13 protein-coding genes are annotated in these 17725 nt (G+C 44.0%); 9 read left to right on the top strand and 4 right to left on the bottom strand.

The window, feature by feature from the left end; translation table 11 throughout:
* The first annotated feature begins 10 nt into the window (after positions 1-10).
* The 4 genes from DWW52_RS13610 (at position 11) to DWW52_RS13595 (ending at position 6300) form a co-directional block, all read left to right on the top strand.
* Complete coding sequence (locus DWW52_RS13610) at positions 11-751, top strand: DUF4843 domain-containing protein (protein ID WP_158582597.1); 741 nt, start codon at positions 11-13, stop codon at positions 749-751.
* A gap of 18 nt (positions 752-769) precedes the next feature.
* Positions 770-2284: a PKD-like family lipoprotein gene (locus DWW52_RS13605; RefSeq protein WP_118716052.1), complete on the top strand. Its 1515-nt coding sequence runs from the start codon at positions 770-772 to the stop codon at positions 2282-2284.
* 1 nt (position 2285) lies between these two features.
* On the top strand, positions 2286-3380 hold the full coding sequence (locus DWW52_RS13600; protein ID WP_118716051.1) for a TlpA disulfide reductase family protein: 1095 nt from the start codon (positions 2286-2288) through the stop codon (positions 3378-3380).
* Positions 3381-3588: 208 nt separating this feature from the next.
* Positions 3589-6300: an ATP-binding protein gene (locus DWW52_RS13595; RefSeq protein WP_233556906.1), complete on the top strand. Its 2712-nt coding sequence runs from the start codon at positions 3589-3591 to the stop codon at positions 6298-6300.
* Between the two features lie 36 nt (positions 6301-6336).
* Here DWW52_RS13595 and DWW52_RS13590 read toward each other — a convergent pair whose 3' ends face one another.
* The 4 genes from DWW52_RS13590 to DWW52_RS13575 all read right to left on the bottom strand — a co-directional run bounded on the left by DWW52_RS13590 (position 6337) and on the right by DWW52_RS13575 (position 11161).
* Positions 6337-7707 carry an FAD-dependent oxidoreductase gene (locus DWW52_RS13590; RefSeq protein ID WP_118716050.1) on the bottom strand — a complete coding sequence of 457 codons (1371 nt, stop codon included), beginning with the start codon at positions 7705-7707 and terminating at the stop codon, positions 6337-6339.
* Positions 7694-8302, bottom strand: coding sequence for a DUF417 family protein (locus DWW52_RS13585; protein WP_118716049.1), 609 nt, complete (start codon positions 8300-8302; stop codon positions 7694-7696). The genes DWW52_RS13590 and DWW52_RS13585 overlap by 14 nt, the downstream gene beginning before the upstream one ends.
* Before the next feature lie 81 nt (positions 8303-8383).
* Positions 8384-9235: an AraC family transcriptional regulator gene (locus DWW52_RS13580; protein WP_118716048.1), complete on the bottom strand. Its 852-nt coding sequence runs from the start codon at positions 9233-9235 to the stop codon at positions 8384-8386.
* A gap of 294 nt (positions 9236-9529) precedes the next feature.
* Positions 9530-11161, bottom strand: coding sequence for a dipeptidase (locus tag DWW52_RS13575; RefSeq protein ID WP_118716047.1), 1632 nt, complete (start codon positions 11159-11161; stop codon positions 9530-9532).
* Between the two features lie 111 nt (positions 11162-11272).
* Here DWW52_RS13575 and DWW52_RS13570 point away from each other — a divergent pair, with 111 nt between their 5' ends.
* From DWW52_RS13570 to fusA, 5 genes are all read left to right on the top strand, one after another.
* Positions 11273-12415 carry a hypothetical protein gene (locus DWW52_RS13570; protein WP_148315371.1) on the top strand — a complete coding sequence of 381 codons (1143 nt, stop codon included), beginning with the start codon at positions 11273-11275 and terminating at the stop codon, positions 12413-12415.
* A gap of 405 nt (positions 12416-12820) precedes the next feature.
* On the top strand, positions 12821-14407 hold the full coding sequence (locus DWW52_RS13565; RefSeq protein WP_158582596.1) for a DUF748 domain-containing protein: 1587 nt from the start codon (positions 12821-12823) through the stop codon (positions 14405-14407).
* A gap of 162 nt (positions 14408-14569) precedes the next feature.
* Complete coding sequence (gene rpsL / locus DWW52_RS13560; RefSeq protein ID WP_087421393.1) at positions 14570-14977, top strand: 30S ribosomal protein S12; 408 nt, start codon at positions 14570-14572, stop codon at positions 14975-14977.
* 116 nt (positions 14978-15093) lie between these two features.
* Complete coding sequence (rpsG, locus tag DWW52_RS13555) at positions 15094-15573, top strand: 30S ribosomal protein S7 (RefSeq protein ID WP_118716044.1); 480 nt, start codon at positions 15094-15096, stop codon at positions 15571-15573.
* Between the two features lie 17 nt (positions 15574-15590).
* Positions 15591-17693, top strand: coding sequence for an elongation factor G (gene fusA / locus DWW52_RS13550; RefSeq protein ID WP_118716043.1), 2103 nt, complete (start codon positions 15591-15593; stop codon positions 17691-17693).
* The last annotated feature ends 32 nt before the right edge of the window (positions 17694-17725 follow it).

Genomic DNA, 17725 nt, shown 5'->3' with positions numbered 1-17725 from the left:
TATGAACGACATGATAAAAAATATATTTGTACTTGCAACTTTACTGACGGTTGGGTGGAGTTGCCAGAAAGATCTGGATCTTTATTCTGGGCGTGATTTTGTCTATTTTAATCCATCTGCAGGATTAGATTCCACCTATTTTTCATTCGCTTATGTCGATGTAAATAAGTCTGTAGATTCTCTTTATATTCAAGTAAGAACCGGGGGAGAAGTAAAAAATTATGATCGACAGGTGAAAGTGAAAATAGCAGAAACGAATGCCACGGCTGAGGTTGATTTCAAAACCTTACCGGATTCATATACCATTTCGGCCGGTAATACGTTTGGGACAATTCTAGTAGAGTTATTGAGACCCGAAATATTAAAAAAAGAGGAGCGTTATCTTATATTGGAGTTGGAAGAGAACGAGTATTTTACATTGAATTATCCAACAAAAGTGACTTCTTCAAAAGATAAAGAGTATAGTGCGATTCGTTACAAGATCTTTTTCTCCGAGATCATGGCACCACCCACGAAATGGAGTACGTACGAGTTTGGTGAATTTTCGGTAAAAAAACTAGATATGATCTGTGAAGAGTTGAATTTAACGCGAGATATGTTTAACGATGCAAGCTACATGATAAGTTCTCGGCAAAAATATATTGCGGCAAAAATGGTGCAAATATTGAATGATTACAGTACAAATGGTCACCCCGTTTATGAAGATGATAATGTGACATTGATGAAAATGGGTGATGTTTATTACAAATAAAAACCTAAAAGAGTATATATGATGAAAAATATATTGTTTTTATTGACGATATTTATGACGGTCGTGGTCCTCGGTTGCTTTGATGACAAAGGAAATTATGATTACCACGAAATAAACGAATTGCAGATAACAGGATTACCTACTGAAATGCAAATGAAATATCGGAATGCTGATACTCTACGAGTGACTCCTGTTATAGAGGCTACGGCTGATGATGGTCGTATGTCAGATCGGTATTCTTTTAAATGGGAAGCAGTGTCTCAGTTAAAGGTCGGGGAAACTCAAACGACATCGTATGTGATAGGAGAAGAGAGAGAATTGAATTATTTTGTAGAAATCCCTGATGGAGAATATGATGTAAATTGCTTGGTTAAGGATACAATTACCCGGGTAACTTGGAAAGGATCGTTCAAATTGAAAGTAACCACGCAGTTGAATGAAGGGTGGTTAGTCCTTTCGGATGTTGAGGGTTACGCTCGTTTGGATTTGATTTCGATGTCATCCAAAGAAGATGTGGTAGTACGTGATTTACTTCGGGAAGCCCCGCGATTAAAAGGTCCCAAAGGATTAAATGTCGTGTTTGATATGTACTATGTTCAATGGGGAACGGATCCGAGATTCTATCTTATGACAGAGACAACGACAGCCACTCTTGATGTTGCTACCTATGAATGGGATGAGGGAAATGATATTCGTTATGAAATGTTAGAATATCCGGTGGATTTTGTTGCTTCGAACAGAACAGCCGGAATGGGTTGGGAATTGCTTGTTTCGGATAAGTATGTTTTCGGGGGAACAACATTTGGTCAACAAGTGCTTTTTGGGGTACCGATTAACTTTATTGCGGGTGATAATGAGAATTATTTCAATGTAGCTCCGGCTGTAGGGGTGAATACGTCTTATAGTGCTTACAATCCTAATCGGATATTATACGATACTTCAAACAAGCGTTTTGTAATGATTGCGAACAGTATGAAGAATTGTGAGTTAATGTCTGCGAAAGAGGCTGAATTCCCATGGAAAACGGGGAAGGAATTTGTTTACATGGCAAATTCTCGATATGATGCTGGTACCGTGTATGCGATATTGCAAGATACTGAAGCTCCTTATTCTCGTTATTTGTATGCAATGAAAGTAGGTGCTTATGGAGGAGTTACTCAAACTAAATTTATGAAACTGGACTATCCGGAAATTGAAAAAGCAACTTGTTTTGCGGTACATCCCAGTCTGCCCTGGCTATTCTATGCTGTTGGAAATACGGTTTATCATTTTGACTTGGAAGGTCACCAGATAGATCCGATTCATTTAGCAGGAGAAACGATAACAATGTTGAAATTCAATTTATTTATGGGAATGTACCCGAATTCAACCATGCAAAATAAATTAATCGTCGGATCCGTGAAGTCCGGTGCCGGGTTAAACGGAGTGGTTCGTACCTATGATGTTCCGACCGTGTTCGGGGATGAGTTCGGAACACCCACGATACATGACGGATTCGGGAAACCGGTAGATGTAACTTATAGAGAAAAATAAAATGAGGAAGATATTGTTTTGTGTGGTGTTTGTGCTTGCATGTTGCGTGGTTCATGCGCAACATGCGGGCCAATACAAAATTGCAGGGAAAATTGCAGGGATGGAATCTGGGCGGGTGGTGATGAAACAGAAAACGATGGAGGGGTATAACGAATTGGGAACTTCGGACATCAAGAAAGGGCATTTTGAATTTAAAGGGGAGACCTCGGAGATTCAATCCGTGCAGTTGTTTTTTGATAATCAACGGGGAAGTTTGATATTGTTTTTGGAACCGGGAAAGATTCAAGTGGCCGTGAAAAGAGATTCTATTTATTATGGAAAAGTTACGGGTACTCCGACAAATGAATTATGGGGATATTTTAACGGGGAAGAGCGTCGATTGGAAAAAGTAGAGATGGAATGTGCCCAGGCATACCAGAAATCATTTGAGACAAAGGATCGGGAAAAAGTTCGTGCAGCAACAAAAGCTTTTACCGATGCAACAAAAGCCAGGAAAGTCTTTCGGAAGGATTTTTTGAATCATTCGGAGCATAAATATGTTGCGGCCTGTTTCTACCGCACTTCTTTGATGCAAAAATTACAATATGTGGAACTGGACTCTTTAGTGCGGAGTTATGCGGGGATGGAAAATAACAATGATGTTCGTTTGATATCCCAACGTCGTGATTTGATGCGAGGGGTGGCCGTGGGAGCTAAAATACCTGAAATTAATTTACCGGATATAGACGGAAAATCTTTTAACTTATCAACTTTAAAAGGGAAATGGGTATTGTTGGATTTTTGGGCTTCTTGGTGTGCACCTTGCCGTAGGGAAGGAAAACACGTTTTTGAATTGTATAAAGAATATCAATCGAAAGGCTTCGAGGTATTGGGCGTGAGTATAGATCAGAATCCGGATGCTTGGAAAAAAGCGATCAAGGAAGATCAGACTACGTGGAAACACGTGTTGGATCAAAAAAGTGAAGTCGCTAAAACTTTTGGCGTCTCTTCCGTTCCCCGGGTATTCTTGATCGATCCGGAAGGTATCATCGTGGCTGTTAATTTGTATGGGCAGGAGTTGTCTGATAAATTAAGAATAATATTTGACGACTTGTAGAAATTATTAATTTGTATCTAAAGCACAGTTGTAGAATTTTATTTCCAACTGTGCTTTGTCTCGTAATTATATTGTTGTAGATCAGGGAATATATAGTTTTTGTCCTATAACATTTGATATTCTTAAAAAATATTCGAAAAGTTAGCTTAACAGGGAGACAAACATATTAATATTTCGTATTTTTGATGCCGGCGTATGAATTAAAACTATGATGAGGAAAGTGTCGGTATTGTTTTTCTTTTTGTTTGTGTGTTTCTCTGGTTGGGCGGGAGATACACGGGAGAAAGATTATGTACTGGTTCTTAATTCTGTAAACTTCAGTGAAGTCTGGACGAAAAGTTTGTATCAAAATATCCGGGATGAACTCACGTCTGGTGGAATTCGGGTAGAGGCGGAGGAGCTTTGGGTGCCGGCAATTAAAACATTGGAAGAAGCCGAGGAAAGAAGGGGGTGGTTGCTGGGACGTCATCTAACGCCACCTCGTGCTGTTGTTTTTATTGGGGATCCGGGGTGGATAGTATGCCAGCCCTTATTTGATGCTGAGTGGAAAGATGTACCTGTCGTGATTTGTTACTCGCGGGATTCAATTCCGGTTCATCTAGAGGACTTGCTTCATGGCGATCTGGAAGGGGAGGGGAAATTTATTTCAACCAGAGAGGAGACGGCTCCTTATAATTTGACCGTACTGAAACAGCCATTTTATATCAAGGAAACAATCGAATTGATTCGTAGACTACAACCCGGTATCAAGAAAATTGCGTTCATCTCGGACGGGCGGTATATTAGTGCCGTGGCTCGCGAGGAAATGACTTACGTGATGAAGCAAGAGTTTCCGCACTTGGAGTTGGAAATGCTTTGTTCGCTTGACGTGACGACAGAGCAATTACTTGATACCTTGATGTGTTATGATCGAGGTGTCGGGATTATATACTATTCATGGTTCATGGGAAGAAATCAGGCGGAAAATCATTATCTGGCTGATAATATCCAGAAGATTATTTTCGGTTTCGCAGATACGCCCGTGTTCACCTTATCGGAAATGGATATCGAGACAGGAGCTTTCGCTGGAGGATATTTTATTTCCGTTCAGGAATTTGGGAGTCGGGTTGTTCAAACGCTACGGGAAATTTTAAACGGTAAGACTGCCAGTGATATCCCTTTTCAGATGGGAGGAACGCCTCGCATGTATTTGAATTATCACCATTTGGTACATCACGGGATAGATCCTGATCGTTTTCCTAGTAATGCCGTTTATTTCCAAGTTCCACCCGATTTTTTACAGCGTTATAAAATATACATTGTCATCGGGATTGCCTTGATTATATTATTGGGGGCTATCGTGTTGATGCGTTTTCACGTTATTCTTCAACGGCAACGGTTGCGGGCACGTGAAATTCAATTGCTCTCTCAGTACCGGCGATTGGTGGATAATATGCCGGTGATATACATGCGCAAGCAATTGATATATGACCTCAAAGGAAATGTCTTTGATTTCGTGTTTCATGACGTGAATGTTTCTTTTGAAAAAGTCTTTCATTGTAGCCGGGAACAAATCGTGGGGAAACGCTTGAGCGAGGCGGATGTTCATAACCAGCTTCTGGATTACATGATGAATAAAGAAACCGGACGGGTGGCATCCTTTGTCTTCCCGGAAGAAAATAATAGAATTCGTTATTACGACAAGCTATCGTTCCCGACCTCTGAAAAAGATATGCTTGATGTGTTTTTCATCGATCGGACGGAAGAATATTTGGCTTCCCAGAATACAAAGAGACATCAGGCATCCCTGGAAAAACTGAACAGGAGGTACGAGTTGGTACTGGGAGCTACACGCCTGATTCCCTGGACGTGGGATCTATTGAAGAAGACTATCAACTATGATATTCAATACGTGTCTCTCGATCATTGTATGGCAGGAGCCCCGAATATCATAACCGAAGACGAGGGGTATATGCTTGTGCATCCGGATGATCGCGACCGGATGCGTAACGCTTACCGGGATCTGATTTACAAGCGTGCTGATATTATTCAAGAAGAATACCGGGCAAGACTTATCAATGGGAATGGCGAGTATTTTTGGTTCCAGAGTTTTGTCATCGTGGGGGAGAAAGATGGAGAGGGGCATCCGACCATGTTGGTGGGAGGCTCTTTGCTTATTGACGAGCGGAAAAAAATGGAAGAAGAATTGGTGAAGGCAAAAGAAGCGGCAGAAGTATCTAATCATTTGAAATCCGCATTCCTCGCTAATATGAGCCACGAAATCCGTACCCCGTTGAACGCGATCGTGGGATTCTCGAACGTGTTGGCGTACACGGAGGATGAAAACGAGCGGCGGGAATACATCAAGATCATAGAAAACAACAATACTTTATTATTGCAATTGATCGGTGATATACTGGATTTATCAAAAATAGAGGCGGGCGTGTTTGAATTCGTGTATTCCAAGATCAATCTTAATGTCTTGTTGACTGAAATCGAGCAAACGGCCCGTATGCGTTTGAAAAATGATTCGGTCGTTGTTGAATTTGCTGATTATTTACCGGAATGCATGATTTATTCCGATGCCAACCGGTTGATGCAAGTGGTGAATAATTTCCTGACGAATGCCATGAAATTTACATCCTGCGGGTCCATTCGCTTCGGCTACAAGCTAGGAAAGAACAATTCCCTGTATTTTTATGTCTCCGATACGGGATGCGGGATTCCCGAAGATAAATTGAAAGAAGTGTTCGGGCGTTTCGTGAAACTGAATTCTTTCCAACAAGGAACGGGACTTGGGCTTTCTATCTGCGAGAGTATCGTGACGAAATTGGGCGGGCAAATTGGCGTAGACTCGGTTTTCGGGAAAGGGTCAACCTTCTGGTTTATTTTACCCGAATCCTCCTGGAAAAAGAAAGAGGATGCATCAAAAGCATCATAGCGTTTGACGACATCCCCGGTAATTTTGCAAGTCTATTTATTTGAATAAATCGTTGAACGATTCGCTCATGGTCGGGTGCGTGAAAATGAAATCTCGGAGGAACGTGTAATCTTGTCCTGTCTTCATGGCGATAGCAATGATATTGATGATCTCGCTGGATTCCGGGCAGAACAACGTGCATCCCAGAATCTTTTTTGTTTTCACGTCAATGATAGCCTTTAACATCCCCTCTGTTTTGCCGATCGTGTGTACTCGCGGGATAGAACCAACCGTGAATTTGTTCACTTTAATCTCCAAGTTCTTTTTACGGGCTTCCTCCTCGCTCATACCGATGCGAGATAGCGGTGGGGCGATAAACACGGAATAACTTACGGGGTCCCGATCAGTCGTTCCCCGGCTCTTGTCCCCGAACAGATCTTCCCGGATCACGCGATAGTCATCCAGGGATATATAAGTAAATTGTAACCCGCCTTTGACGTCCCCGATAGCACGGATGTTTGGAAAGGTCGTTCTCAGGTATTCGTCCACGATAATAGCTCCCCGGTCGTTGACCTGCACGCCTGCCGCCTGCAAGTTCAGATGCTCTGTATTAGGTTTTCTTCCTGTCGCCAGGAGGACTGCATCTGCTTCTATCGTGTTTGATCTTCCGCTTTTCGAGTCCTTGTAAGTCAGGCTAGCCAGTCCTTCTTTATCGTGTATGGACTGAACATTGGCATTCAGTATAAACCGGATTCCTTTCTTCTCCAGTACTTCCTTCACGTTGGCGGCGATGTCCCGGTCTTCCCTGGGAATCAATTCCGAGAAACCTTCCAGCACGGTCACTTCCGATCCGAAGGAGGCGTACATGGAGGCGAATTCCAGGCCGATGTAACCACCCCCGACAATCACTAGGTGGCGGGGAAGTTCTTCAAGTTCCATAATCGTCGTGCTCGTGTATACTCGCGGGTTATCCTGTATTCCCTCGATCGGGGGAATCACGGTCTCGGCTCCCGTGTTTATAAAGATATGCTTTGCTGTCAGGTCGAACATCTCCTTTTTGGTAGTAACCCTCACGATCTCCGGCGAGACGAATTGACCTTCACCCGTGTAAACCGTGATATTCTTGTTGTCTGCGAGATTATCGTAGTTCTTTTGGCGGAGTTTTGTCGTCACGTTATTTTTGAATTCGATCGCTTTCCGGTAGTCCGCTTTCTTCTCTTCGAACGAAAGTCCTTGCTTTTGTGCGGCGAGTTCTGCTTGGTGAATAAGAGCTTTGGTCGGGATACATCCGATGTTGATACAGGTTCCCCCGTACATTTTTTCCGACCGTTCAATCATGGCAACCGTCCAGTCATGTTGAGCCAGTTCCGTGGCAAGGGTTTTACCTCCCTTGCCGAACCCGATGATAATAGCGTCAAATTGTTTCATGATCCTTGTATTTTAATTGTTTCAATATACGCTGTGCCGAGTCGGACAGTAGAACCACGGCTCCCGCCAGTATGGCCGTGTCCTTGATTACCAGGCGTCCTGCTCCCGATAACAAGGGGAATCCGAATTCCCCGCTTCCCAGGTTGGGGACCCAAACTTCGGGTGTCGTGATTAGGAACGACAAGGTTCCGATAGTCATGATTATCGCTAGTAGGTCTCCGACGATACCGATGCGCGGGAAGAAAATACCCAGGAAGACTAGGATTCCGATCGTGCAGATCAATGCCCCTAGCCCGAAAGCAAAAGTGTAAGTCCCGTTCGCTTCATGCCACTTTCGGTTTTTTACCACGTAAGCACCTTCCGCATTTTTGTATTCTTTGTATTCCGGGGCTTGCTTGTCATAGAAAAAATTCATGAAAGGACTATTGGCGACAAACGGCACGATACCGTCCGCCTCGTAGTGATAATATTTCACCCCCCCGATCCACACGAAGATGATAAGGATTGCCACCCGGATAAGTTTAATACCCAAACCATTGCTTGATGCTGCGATCGTTAAAAAACGATGAATGATACTTGTTACTTGCTCGTTCATTTTATTCCTGAATTATATGGTTTAACTTCAGGTACAAAGATCGGCTATCCGCATTTCGCTAAAAATGGCAATTTTTCTGTTTTAGTTGTCAATTTTTCCCGATTCTTTCAACTGACGCTTGTACTGCGTTACACTCTCCCCGGAAACCTTCCTGAAAAAACGACTGAAACTAGCCTGATCCTCGAAGCCTAGGAAATGTGCAATTTCTTTAGCTGTCATCGAGCTGTAAAGTAAAAGACGTTTTGCTTCCGCTTCCACCCTCTGGTGGATCACCTTCAACGGGGAATTCAGATTGTATAACGAAAAAAGATGTGAAAGGGTTTTAGGCGATTTACACAGCATGTCGGCGTAATCCTGTACTTGTTTCCTCTCCTTGAAATGTTGGTCTACCAGCACGTAGAAACGCCGAACCGTGTTGAAACTTTCTTCCATGTCCGGTGTGATATGTAAGTTCTTGCGGGCGATACGGGTAGCGTGTATAATAAAGTGTTTCAGCAGGATGCGCAACATCTCTTCTTTTAGATTATCATTCTCTTGAAATTCACTTTGGAGCCCGGCGATTATCGCCTCGCACGTGCTTTGTTCCTCCTCAGAGAGCTGGAAGTGCATGATACGGGAGGTACCATTGAAAAGGAAACCGCTGCATGAAACTTCGTGATCGTTCCCGTAGATGCAATAGAAATTACTGTTGAAAAGGAGTGTGAGATATTCCCCGTCGTGTTCCTCTATTTCCAGATGATGAAGATTCGTTAGGGAAACGATATCATTTTCTTGTAACGTGATCACTTGGTGGTCCACGTTAATCACAGTCTTACCTTTGCGAGACCAGATAAATTTGTACAAGCTATCATCCTCCCGTAGGGGCTTGCTTGTGTGAAAAGAGTCCGTGAGAGCAATACTCCCTTGTAATTTCGTGCTGAATCTTAATTCCATTGAAGCGATTTAGTGTGATGAATCCTCTCTGCCGCCTTTCTGCAAATATACGTATTTACGGTGTAAATGGAATATAAATCACTGTTATTTTCAGAGGAAGAGGGGATCTAACAAGTCTATTTACATCGAACTACCACCCCTGCCCCTCCTTACACGGGAGGGGAAACCGTTTGGTTGTTAGCTCTCCCCCTGTGTAAGGGGGTAGTTGTTTTGTAGGAAAAGGACTTGTTAGACACATCTCTCCTCCTGTTCCTTGCGGATGTTTGGTCAACGGCAACTAGGGCTGCCGTTGATCTATCTCATTCTGTTATTCGTGTATTTCGTGATCAGGGTATTCCTGAGTTGCACGTAGGTCTTCATGATTGTGTCGGCGCATTCCCGCGTGTAGTTGTTAAGTAATTCCACGGCTTTCTTGGGACTCTTCTTTTGCAGGGCAAGAAACTCTTTTTCGATTTCAGCATTACGCCGGAAAAAATCTTGTTCCATCGGGGCCCGTGCCGCTTCGAGGTCTTTTTTCCCGTCCTGCCAGTTCAGGTAGAGCAGGTTATCCACGAAATCAATAGCCCAGCGGGCAGAGTTGTCCGTGTATTGCTTCGGGTCGTACGTGGAATAGACTTCGGGGATACGAGTAACTCCCGTGAAAATAGGAAGATAAGGTGACGTGTAAGCATTGTCTTGGAAAACCCAGTAGATGCCACCGATTTCTTTCGGTAGATCGGAACGAAGTTGAGCTACCATACCGTATTCGCCGTCAACACGAGCTACCAGGCGTCTACGGGTCGTTTTCATGAGCTTTTGAGTTTCACTCGAAGGGAAAGGTGTCGCTAGTTTGCTTTTCACCATATTCCCGTTTTTGTCTGGGTAATACCAAGCGGCATCATTCTCCTTGTCATAGATCGTTCCCGTGAACGTGGAGCGTTGAAAATCCATGAAGTCTTTCACGGATACTTTGCGTTCCGGTTTGAACGAGAAGGAGTAGACGCTCAGTGGTTCCACGTATTGGATATACTGGTTCAGGTTATCGAACGGGTTGTTGGTCCGTCTTGACGGGATCGGGTCAAGCGAGGGGGCAAACGTGTTGACGAATAGCCAGAAACGGTTCGTGGCCCATTCTCTTGGAGTTGGGGCATAAACATCTTGCCAGATAAAGGGCTTACCGCTTTCCGGGGAGTACCACCCGTTATCTATGGCTACTTGCATGTAATTGGAAGATGCCTTGAATTGTTCCGGTTTTGAAAGATCAATTTCCTTGATGATGCTCCAGTTGGGGATGATGGCAATCTCCTCGTCGGGGACCCGCTGTGCGGCCCAGATCACGCCCGGCTTACCGCTTTCCGGGGTCCAGTCTTTCCCAACGCTAAATAGTTCGAGTACCCATATTCCTTCGGGATCGGCAATAGTCAGGCATTCCGATTCGGGACCGCAGGACGGGAGGAAACCGTACTTTTCCATGAGAAAGGTGATTAACTCCAAGGCTTCCTCGGCGGTTTTACAGCGCTGTAAAGCGAAAATCATGGCTTGTTCGACGGTCATGATCTGTTTGCCTTCTCCCTTGGCGACTTGCAGTTCGGGACGCTGGCTCGTGGTGCTTTCTCCGATACACAACTGGTACTCGTTGATGTGCGAATAGGCAGATTGAAAATAAGTATAAGTTTGCTCCACTTGTGAGATATAACCTAGAATTTCTCCGTTATCATCCAGTGGGAGATCCACCCGTTGGATTCCGTAATACACAGGCGTCATGCTTCCTTTGGGGAATTTCTGTCCCGGTACCACCCGGATGCGGCAATCGGCACCAGCATCAGTATGCGAATTCAACACACTGCCGTCGATCGTGGCTTTCTTTCCCGCCACGATGATCGTGCAACCATTTCCCGCCTGGAAAAGTAGAAGGGTGGCTGCTAGAAGGAGAATAAATGTTTTCATATTTGAGATTTTATATTCGTGTATTTCCTTTTTTAAGATTTGTACCCCAAAGGTAGAAAAAATACAGGTATTGCTTCTTTGATAAATTTGTTTTAATTTTAAAAGATAATTTTGAAGCTTAATCTGATGAAAGGCGTTTTCTTCTTTTGTATACTTGTACTCGTGTCTTTGGAGGTCGTGAAAGCGGATATTATACCTAACCCGACACGGGGTAAAGGAATTGTCCCGGGCGATTCATTGAAAGTAAGGATGGTTTCGGAACAGGTTCGCGTGGATTTATACAAAGACCATTCGGAGGTGGAATGTATTTTCGAGATGCGTAATTTCGATGAAACCGAGGATGTCGAGGTCGGTTTCCCGATGATGGAATTTTACCCGTGGGGCATGGATCTTGGAAATAAAGATTTTCGAGGAAATCTCCATGTTTGGGTGGATGACGAAAAGGTGGATGCGGTTGAGATGTATGTTCCCGGGGATTTGAAAGAGATCCGGCGAGAAAAGGACAAAAACGAAGAATTTCGCCTTTTCCGGCAACGTGAAAAGGCCAATAAACCCTGGTATGTATGGAAAACGAAATTTCCCAAGGATAAAACGGTTTGGATTAAGGTAACCTACACGTTACCGGCTTATAATGACAAGCGGAATCATTTTTTCAGTTACCTGTTGAGTACGGGTGCAGGTTGGTGGGGAACCATCGGTAAGGCTGTCGTGGAGGTTACGAATCATGATATCCCGAAAGATGAAATTATCCGGATTTCACCGTCCCGTTATAAAAAAGAGGGGAACAAAATCGTCTGGAAATTCAAGAATTTGGAACCGACAATAAAAGATGATATCGAGATTCAATACTCTCCGCTAGTCCGTAAACAAGAAATAAAGGGACTCGCTTGGTTCGTGGATGGAGAACCGCGATCAGATGGTCAGTTTATAAGGCTTAATCCCCAAGAGATCGTGACGATTGAGGTAAGAAAAGATGATCCGAAATATCCGAGTGGGGTGATTTATGGCTTTACTAAAACGTATGTTTTTGATTCTTTCCGGAAATCTTTGCAATCCCGTTTCCCCTCGGTTTATCGGCGATTGCAGCAGGAGGATTGTAAAACTTTTGGTGAACGTTTCGAGGTGCAAGTAGATGGAAGGAAGGGGGATGTATGGAAACAATTGAGTGATTTGAAAGAGTCTCAATTATCTTCTGTCGAACTTCAGAAAGGGAGTGAAGGACGTGAATTGATACGGATAAAATTGAAAAAGTAGACGAGCGATCCTTAAACTCGTGTTTAATAATACTATGTCAGGCTACATGTAGTTGAGAAACAAGCGTGTAGCCACTAAGATGACAATCTGGATTCTCTGTTTATTACTAGAGGAATTTCATGTTAATTCCACTTATAACGCTATATGAACGCTATACTAGTATAGTGTTCATATAGAATAATAATAACTTTATAACAGCATTGTATGTAGTGTTGATACGGTAGTGATATTTAGTTGATATTAAATTATATATATATGTTTCTAGTGTAAGTATTTGGAGTATATCTATCAGGAGAGAGTTTTTATTACTGTAATGGTAAAAAGCAGGATGAAAGTTCCTTTTGTGAATGTGCGAATGTAACTATTTGTTTCCGGTTTCGTTTTCTTAATTAAATAAATATGGCGATGATGAAAACTATTAAAATTGTATTGTGCTCGATAATTATTATTTTCTTGTTGTTGTTGGGGGTGGAATTTTGGTTGGGAAATAAGATTAAAGTTAGGCTGGAGCAAGGGGTATCAACTCGTACGAAAGGGGCTGTTTGTTTGAAAATAGGTGGAGCTCGTGTAAATCTGCTCGGCAGAACGGTTAAATTGAAGCGGGTGGACGTGATGGGGGATAGTGTTCTGTTGGCAAAGCATAATATTCCGTTCTACACGTTGAAAGGCATTATCGATGAGCTGACGATTAAGGGTATTCATTGGAAAAAAAGAGATACAGGAGTTGTTGTTCAAACTAAAAAGCTGGTTTTGAAATCGTCTTCGTTCGAGATCACGGGTAAAACGGCGGGAAAGACCGACGAGCAAGTGTTCCGCGGGAAGATGGGAGAGATTTTGAATGCACTGGAGATCGGGGAGATTAATATTTCTTTGGAGGATATCCGGTACAAGCAATGGAAAAAACGGAATTGGACACGGACTACGGGGCGGAATATACACGTGGGAGCGGAAGGTTTTGCTTGGAATGTTATGTCGGGGGCTTTGGCTCGAATGTTTTCCTGTGAAGCCCTTCGGGTTTCGTCGGAGCGAGTGCAACGAGAGCTTTTGAACGGGAATCTGGTTCTGAACGTGGAGGGTTTGTATGTTGGAAGTCGTGAGGGGAAAATAAAGATAGATAGTGTCTGTCTTTTACCTCTGTTGCCCAAGGGTAAATATGCCATAAAAACCGGACAGGACTGGACTCAGGTTAAAGTCAGTAATGTTACCGCAGAACAATGGGATTTCGGTAGTTTGTTGACGGCTCGTCTTTTGAAAGTAGGATACGTGGGAGTGCAGGATGTCACGGTCAATAGTTTTAAAAATAGAAAGATAGATCAACCGGATCGGGTAAAGCGTTTGTTTTACGAGGGGGTACAGCAGTTTCCTTTAGGACTGGAGGTACAGAGAATTGATTTGTTGCATGTTCACGTGGCCTACGAGGAATTGTCTAAGAGCGAGGAAACCCCGGGGAAAATCACTTTTAATGACCTGAGTGGAGAATTTCAGGGATTGACGAATGTGGTGAAGGCGAACGAGCCTTTTTATAAATTGATAGTTCGTGGTAAGTTGATGAATGCGGGAGAGTTCCGGACCACATTCCGTTTGCCCGTGGCTTCTTCGAATGGGCGTTTCCAGATAGAGGGGGAAATGGGAGAAATGGATTTGGCTTTGCTGAACCCGATGATAACCCCTCTCACGAAAATTGAGGTAGAATCCGGGAAGGTGGATCGTATGAAATTCCGTATTTCCGGTGATGCCCGGGAGGCCACGACGGAAATGGAGTTTTTATACGAGGATTTCGTGATCACGTTGTTGAGGGAAAAAGACGGGCGATTGAAAAAGGCGTCCACGCTTTCGGATATTATAAATGGTGTATTGGTGCGGAGAAATAACCCGGAAAGAGATCGGGTTCGGTCGGGAAAGGCGGTGGTGAAAAGGGATATCTATCGTTCTCAGTTTAATTATTTGTGGCATTCATTGTTTGCGGGGATCGGGAAGATCGTGGAGGGGTGATTTCAAGTGGAAGATAGGGATTATTTTTGTTGGGGGAAGGCTAACTTTCTCACTCTCTTGCTTTTTTTGTGAAAAAATGATAGAAATGTTTGGTGGTGATGATTAAAGTTCGTACATTTGCGGGCCAAATTGAATAAAAGTAACTAATTTAAAAGTACTTGTATGCCAACTATTCAACAGTTAGTAAGAAAAGGAAGAACAAAAATCCAGGACAAGAGCAAGGCCCCGGCTTTGGATGCTTGCCCTCAAAGACGTGGGGTTTGCGTTCGTGTGTACACGACGACCCCGAAGAAACCGAACTCAGCGATGAGAAAGGTTGCCAGAGTTAGATTAACCAATGGGAAAGAGGTGAATGCCTACATTCCGGGAGAAGGACACAACTTGCAAGAGCACTCTATCGTGTTGATCAGAGGTGGTCGTGTGAAAGACCTTCCGGGAGTTCGTTATCACTTGGTTCGTGGAACATTGGATGCTGCCGGCGTGAACGGACGTTTGCAAAGTCGTTCCAAGTATGGTGCCAAGAGACCGAAAAAAGGTGCTGCTGCAGCTCCGGCAAAAGGTAAAAAGTAATTTAAGTAATTGACAGGAGTTGTTTATGGGTTGTTCCCGAAAAGTTGAGTAAATGGTCGTGAGACCGTTGAAGACCGGAAAGGGCAGCGAACGAACAAATTCGTAAACTAGAAGAGATGAGAAAGACAAAACCAAAGAAAAGAATCCTGTTACCGGACCCGAAGTTTAATGACGTGTTGGTTACCCGGTTCGTTAATGATTTAATGGTAGACGGAAAGAAGTCTATCGCGTTTAGAATTTTCTACGATGCTATCGATATCGTGGATGAAAAAATGGCCAAAAAGGAAGAGAAATCTGCGTTGGACATCTGGAAGCAAGCTTTGGAGAATATTACTCCGCAAGTAGAGGTAAAGAGCCGTCGTGTAGGTGGTGCAACATTCCAAGTGCCGATGGAAATTAACCCGATGAGAAAAAGAGCTATCTCCGTGAAAAATATGATATTGTTCTCTCGCAAAAGAAGCGGACGGAACATGGCAGAAAAATTAGCTGCTGAAATCATGGCTGCATACAAGGAAGAAGGAGCGGCTTTCAAGAAGAAAGAGGATATTCATCGTATGGCTGAAGCCAACAGAGCTTTTGCACATTTCAGATTTTAATTGAAGGGATAAGATAAATGGCAAAGAGAGATTTACATTTTACAAGAAACATCGGTATCATGGCTCACATTGATGCCGGAAAAACGACAACAACTGAGCGTATCCTGTATTTTACCGGAGTAAATCATAAAATCGGTGAAACGCATGATGGTACGGCTACCATGGACTGGATGGTACAAGAGCAGGAAAGAGGTATTACTATTACTTCTGCTGCTACTACCTGTTTCTGGAATTATCAAGGTCAACAATATAAAGTAAATATTATTGACACCCCGGGACACGTTGACTTTACCGTTGAGGTGGAGCGTTCTTTGCGTGTCTTGGATGGTGCTGTAGCATTGTTCTGTGCTGTAGGTGGAGTGGAAGCTCAATCGGAGACTGTTTGGCGGCAGGCCAATAAATATGGTGTTCCGAGAATTGCTTTCGTGAATAAAATGGACCGTTCCGGTGCTGACTTTTTCAAAGCAGTACGCGAGATTCGCGAGAAATTACATGCGAACCCGATTCCGTTGCAATTGCCGATTGGGGCCGAGGATTCTTTCCAAGGTGTGATCGATTTGGTTGAGATGAAGGCTTACGTGTGGGAGAATGGGGAAATGACCGCGACTGCGACCGAGATCCCTGCAAACTTGTTAGCGGAAGCACAAGAGTGGAGAGAGAAATTGGTTGAGGCTGCAGCCGTTCAGGACGAGGCTTTGATGGAACGTTTCTTCGAGGATCCGGAGTCAATTACCGTGGAGGAGTTGAAAGCCGTGATTCGTAAAGCCGTTATCGCCATGGATTTCTGCCCGGTGATGTGTGGTTCCTCTTTCAAAAATAAAGGGGTTCAGAATTTGTTGGATGCCGTTATCGCTTATTTGCCGCACCCGTTGGATATCCCGGCTGCTGCTGGTAAGAGACCGCGTACGGAAGAGCCCGTGACTTTCGAGATCGACCCGGATGCTTCACTTTCTGCCCTCGCGTTTAAGATTGCGACAGACCCGTTCGTGGGACGTTTGTGCTATACTCGTATTTACTCCGGTAAAATCGAGGCCGGATCATACGTGTACAACCCGCGTACAGAGAAAAAAGAACGTATTTCTCGTTTATTCCAAATGCACTCAAACAAACAACAGCCGAAAGATGTGATCGAGGCTGGTGATATTTGCGCTTGCGTTGGATTTAAAGATATTCGTACCGGAGATACCTTGTGTACCGAGGAGAATCCGATCGTGCTGGAAAGCATGACGTTCCCGGAACCGGTGATCGGTATTGCCGTTGAACCGCTTACTCAGAAAGATACGGATAAGCTAGGTATGGCTTTGGCTAAATTGGCCGAGGAAGACCCGACTTTCCGCGTGAAGACTGATGAGGATTCAGGCCAGACTGTCATCAGCGGTATGGGTGAGCTTCACTTGGATATTATCCTTGACCGTTTGAGACGCGAGTTCAAGGTTGAGTGTAACCAAGGAGCGCCTCAGGTGGCTTACAAAGAGGCTATCACCGGGACTATCGATCACCGTCACGTGTTCAAGAAACAAACCGGAGGTCGTGGTAAGTTTGCCGATATCATTTTCAGAATGGAGCCGGCAGAAGATGGCAAAGAAGGTTTGACTTTCGTGAACGAGGTGAAGGGTGGTAATATCCCGAAAGAATTTATCCCGTCGGTAGAGAAAGGCTTCAAGGAAGCAATGGATAATGGTGTTTTGGCTGGTTACCCGTTGGAAAGCTTGAAGATTACCTTGTTGGATGGATCTTTCCACCCGGTAGACTCGGATGCGTTATCTTTCGAAATGGCTGCCAAGATCGGTTACAAGGAGGCTGCTCAAAAGGCAAGACCCGTGTTGTTGGAGCCGATCATGAAGCTTGAGGTGGTAACCCCGGAAGAGTACATGGGAGATATTATCGGAGATTTGAACCGTCGTCGCGGACAGGTTGAAGGAATGGAATCAAGAGCTGGAGCTCGCGTGATCGAGGCTAAGGTGCCGCTTTCAGAGCAGTTCGGTTACGTGACCGTTTTGAGAACCTTGTCTTCAGGACGTGCAAGTTCCTCCATGGAGTTCTCTCACTATGCGGAAGTTCCGAAGGGAATTGCCAAAGAGGTAGTTGAGAAAAATAACGGTAGAGTAGACCTAGTATAGAATTTTGGATTGTAGATTTACGGTTCACGGGT

The sequence above is a fragment of the Odoribacter sp. AF15-53 genome, from assembly GCF_003479425.1.
Taxonomy (GTDB): domain Bacteria; phylum Bacteroidota; class Bacteroidia; order Bacteroidales; family Marinifilaceae; genus Butyricimonas.
Note: the sequence above shows the minus strand (reverse complement) of the source record. Positions and strands in the feature narration are given on the sequence as shown.

What these genes read in the sequence shown, in the direction of transcription:
- DWW52_RS13610 (WP_158582597.1), top strand. Translation starts at nt 11, where the DNA reads ATGATAAAAAATATATTTGTACTTGCAACTTTACTGACGGTTGGGTGG.
- DWW52_RS13605 (WP_118716052.1), top strand. Translation starts at nt 770, where the DNA reads ATGATGAAAAATATATTGTTTTTATTGACGATATTTATGACGGTCGTG.
- DWW52_RS13600 (WP_118716051.1), top strand. Translation starts at nt 2,286, where the DNA reads ATGAGGAAGATATTGTTTTGTGTGGTGTTTGTGCTTGCATGTTGCGTG.
- DWW52_RS13595 (WP_233556906.1), top strand. Translation starts at nt 3,589, where the DNA reads ATGATGAGGAAAGTGTCGGTATTGTTTTTCTTTTTGTTTGTGTGTTTC.
- DWW52_RS13590 (WP_118716050.1), bottom strand. Translation starts at nt 7,707, where the DNA reads ATGAAACAATTTGACGCTATTATCATCGGGTTCGGCAAGGGAGGTAAA.
- DWW52_RS13585 (WP_118716049.1), bottom strand. Translation starts at nt 8,302, where the DNA reads ATGAACGAGCAAGTAACAAGTATCATTCATCGTTTTTTAACGATCGCA.
- DWW52_RS13580 (WP_118716048.1), bottom strand. Translation starts at nt 9,235, where the DNA reads ATGGAATTAAGATTCAGCACGAAATTACAAGGGAGTATTGCTCTCACG.
- DWW52_RS13575 (WP_118716047.1), bottom strand. Translation starts at nt 11,161, where the DNA reads ATGAAAACATTTATTCTCCTTCTAGCAGCCACCCTTCTACTTTTCCAG.
- DWW52_RS13565 (WP_158582596.1), top strand. Translation starts at nt 12,821, where the DNA reads ATGATGAAAACTATTAAAATTGTATTGTGCTCGATAATTATTATTTTC.
- rpsL (WP_087421393.1), top strand. Translation starts at nt 14,570, where the DNA reads ATGCCAACTATTCAACAGTTAGTAAGAAAAGGAAGAACAAAAATCCAG.
- rpsG (WP_118716044.1), top strand. Translation starts at nt 15,094, where the DNA reads ATGAGAAAGACAAAACCAAAGAAAAGAATCCTGTTACCGGACCCGAAG.
- fusA (WP_118716043.1), top strand. Translation starts at nt 15,591, where the DNA reads ATGGCAAAGAGAGATTTACATTTTACAAGAAACATCGGTATCATGGCT.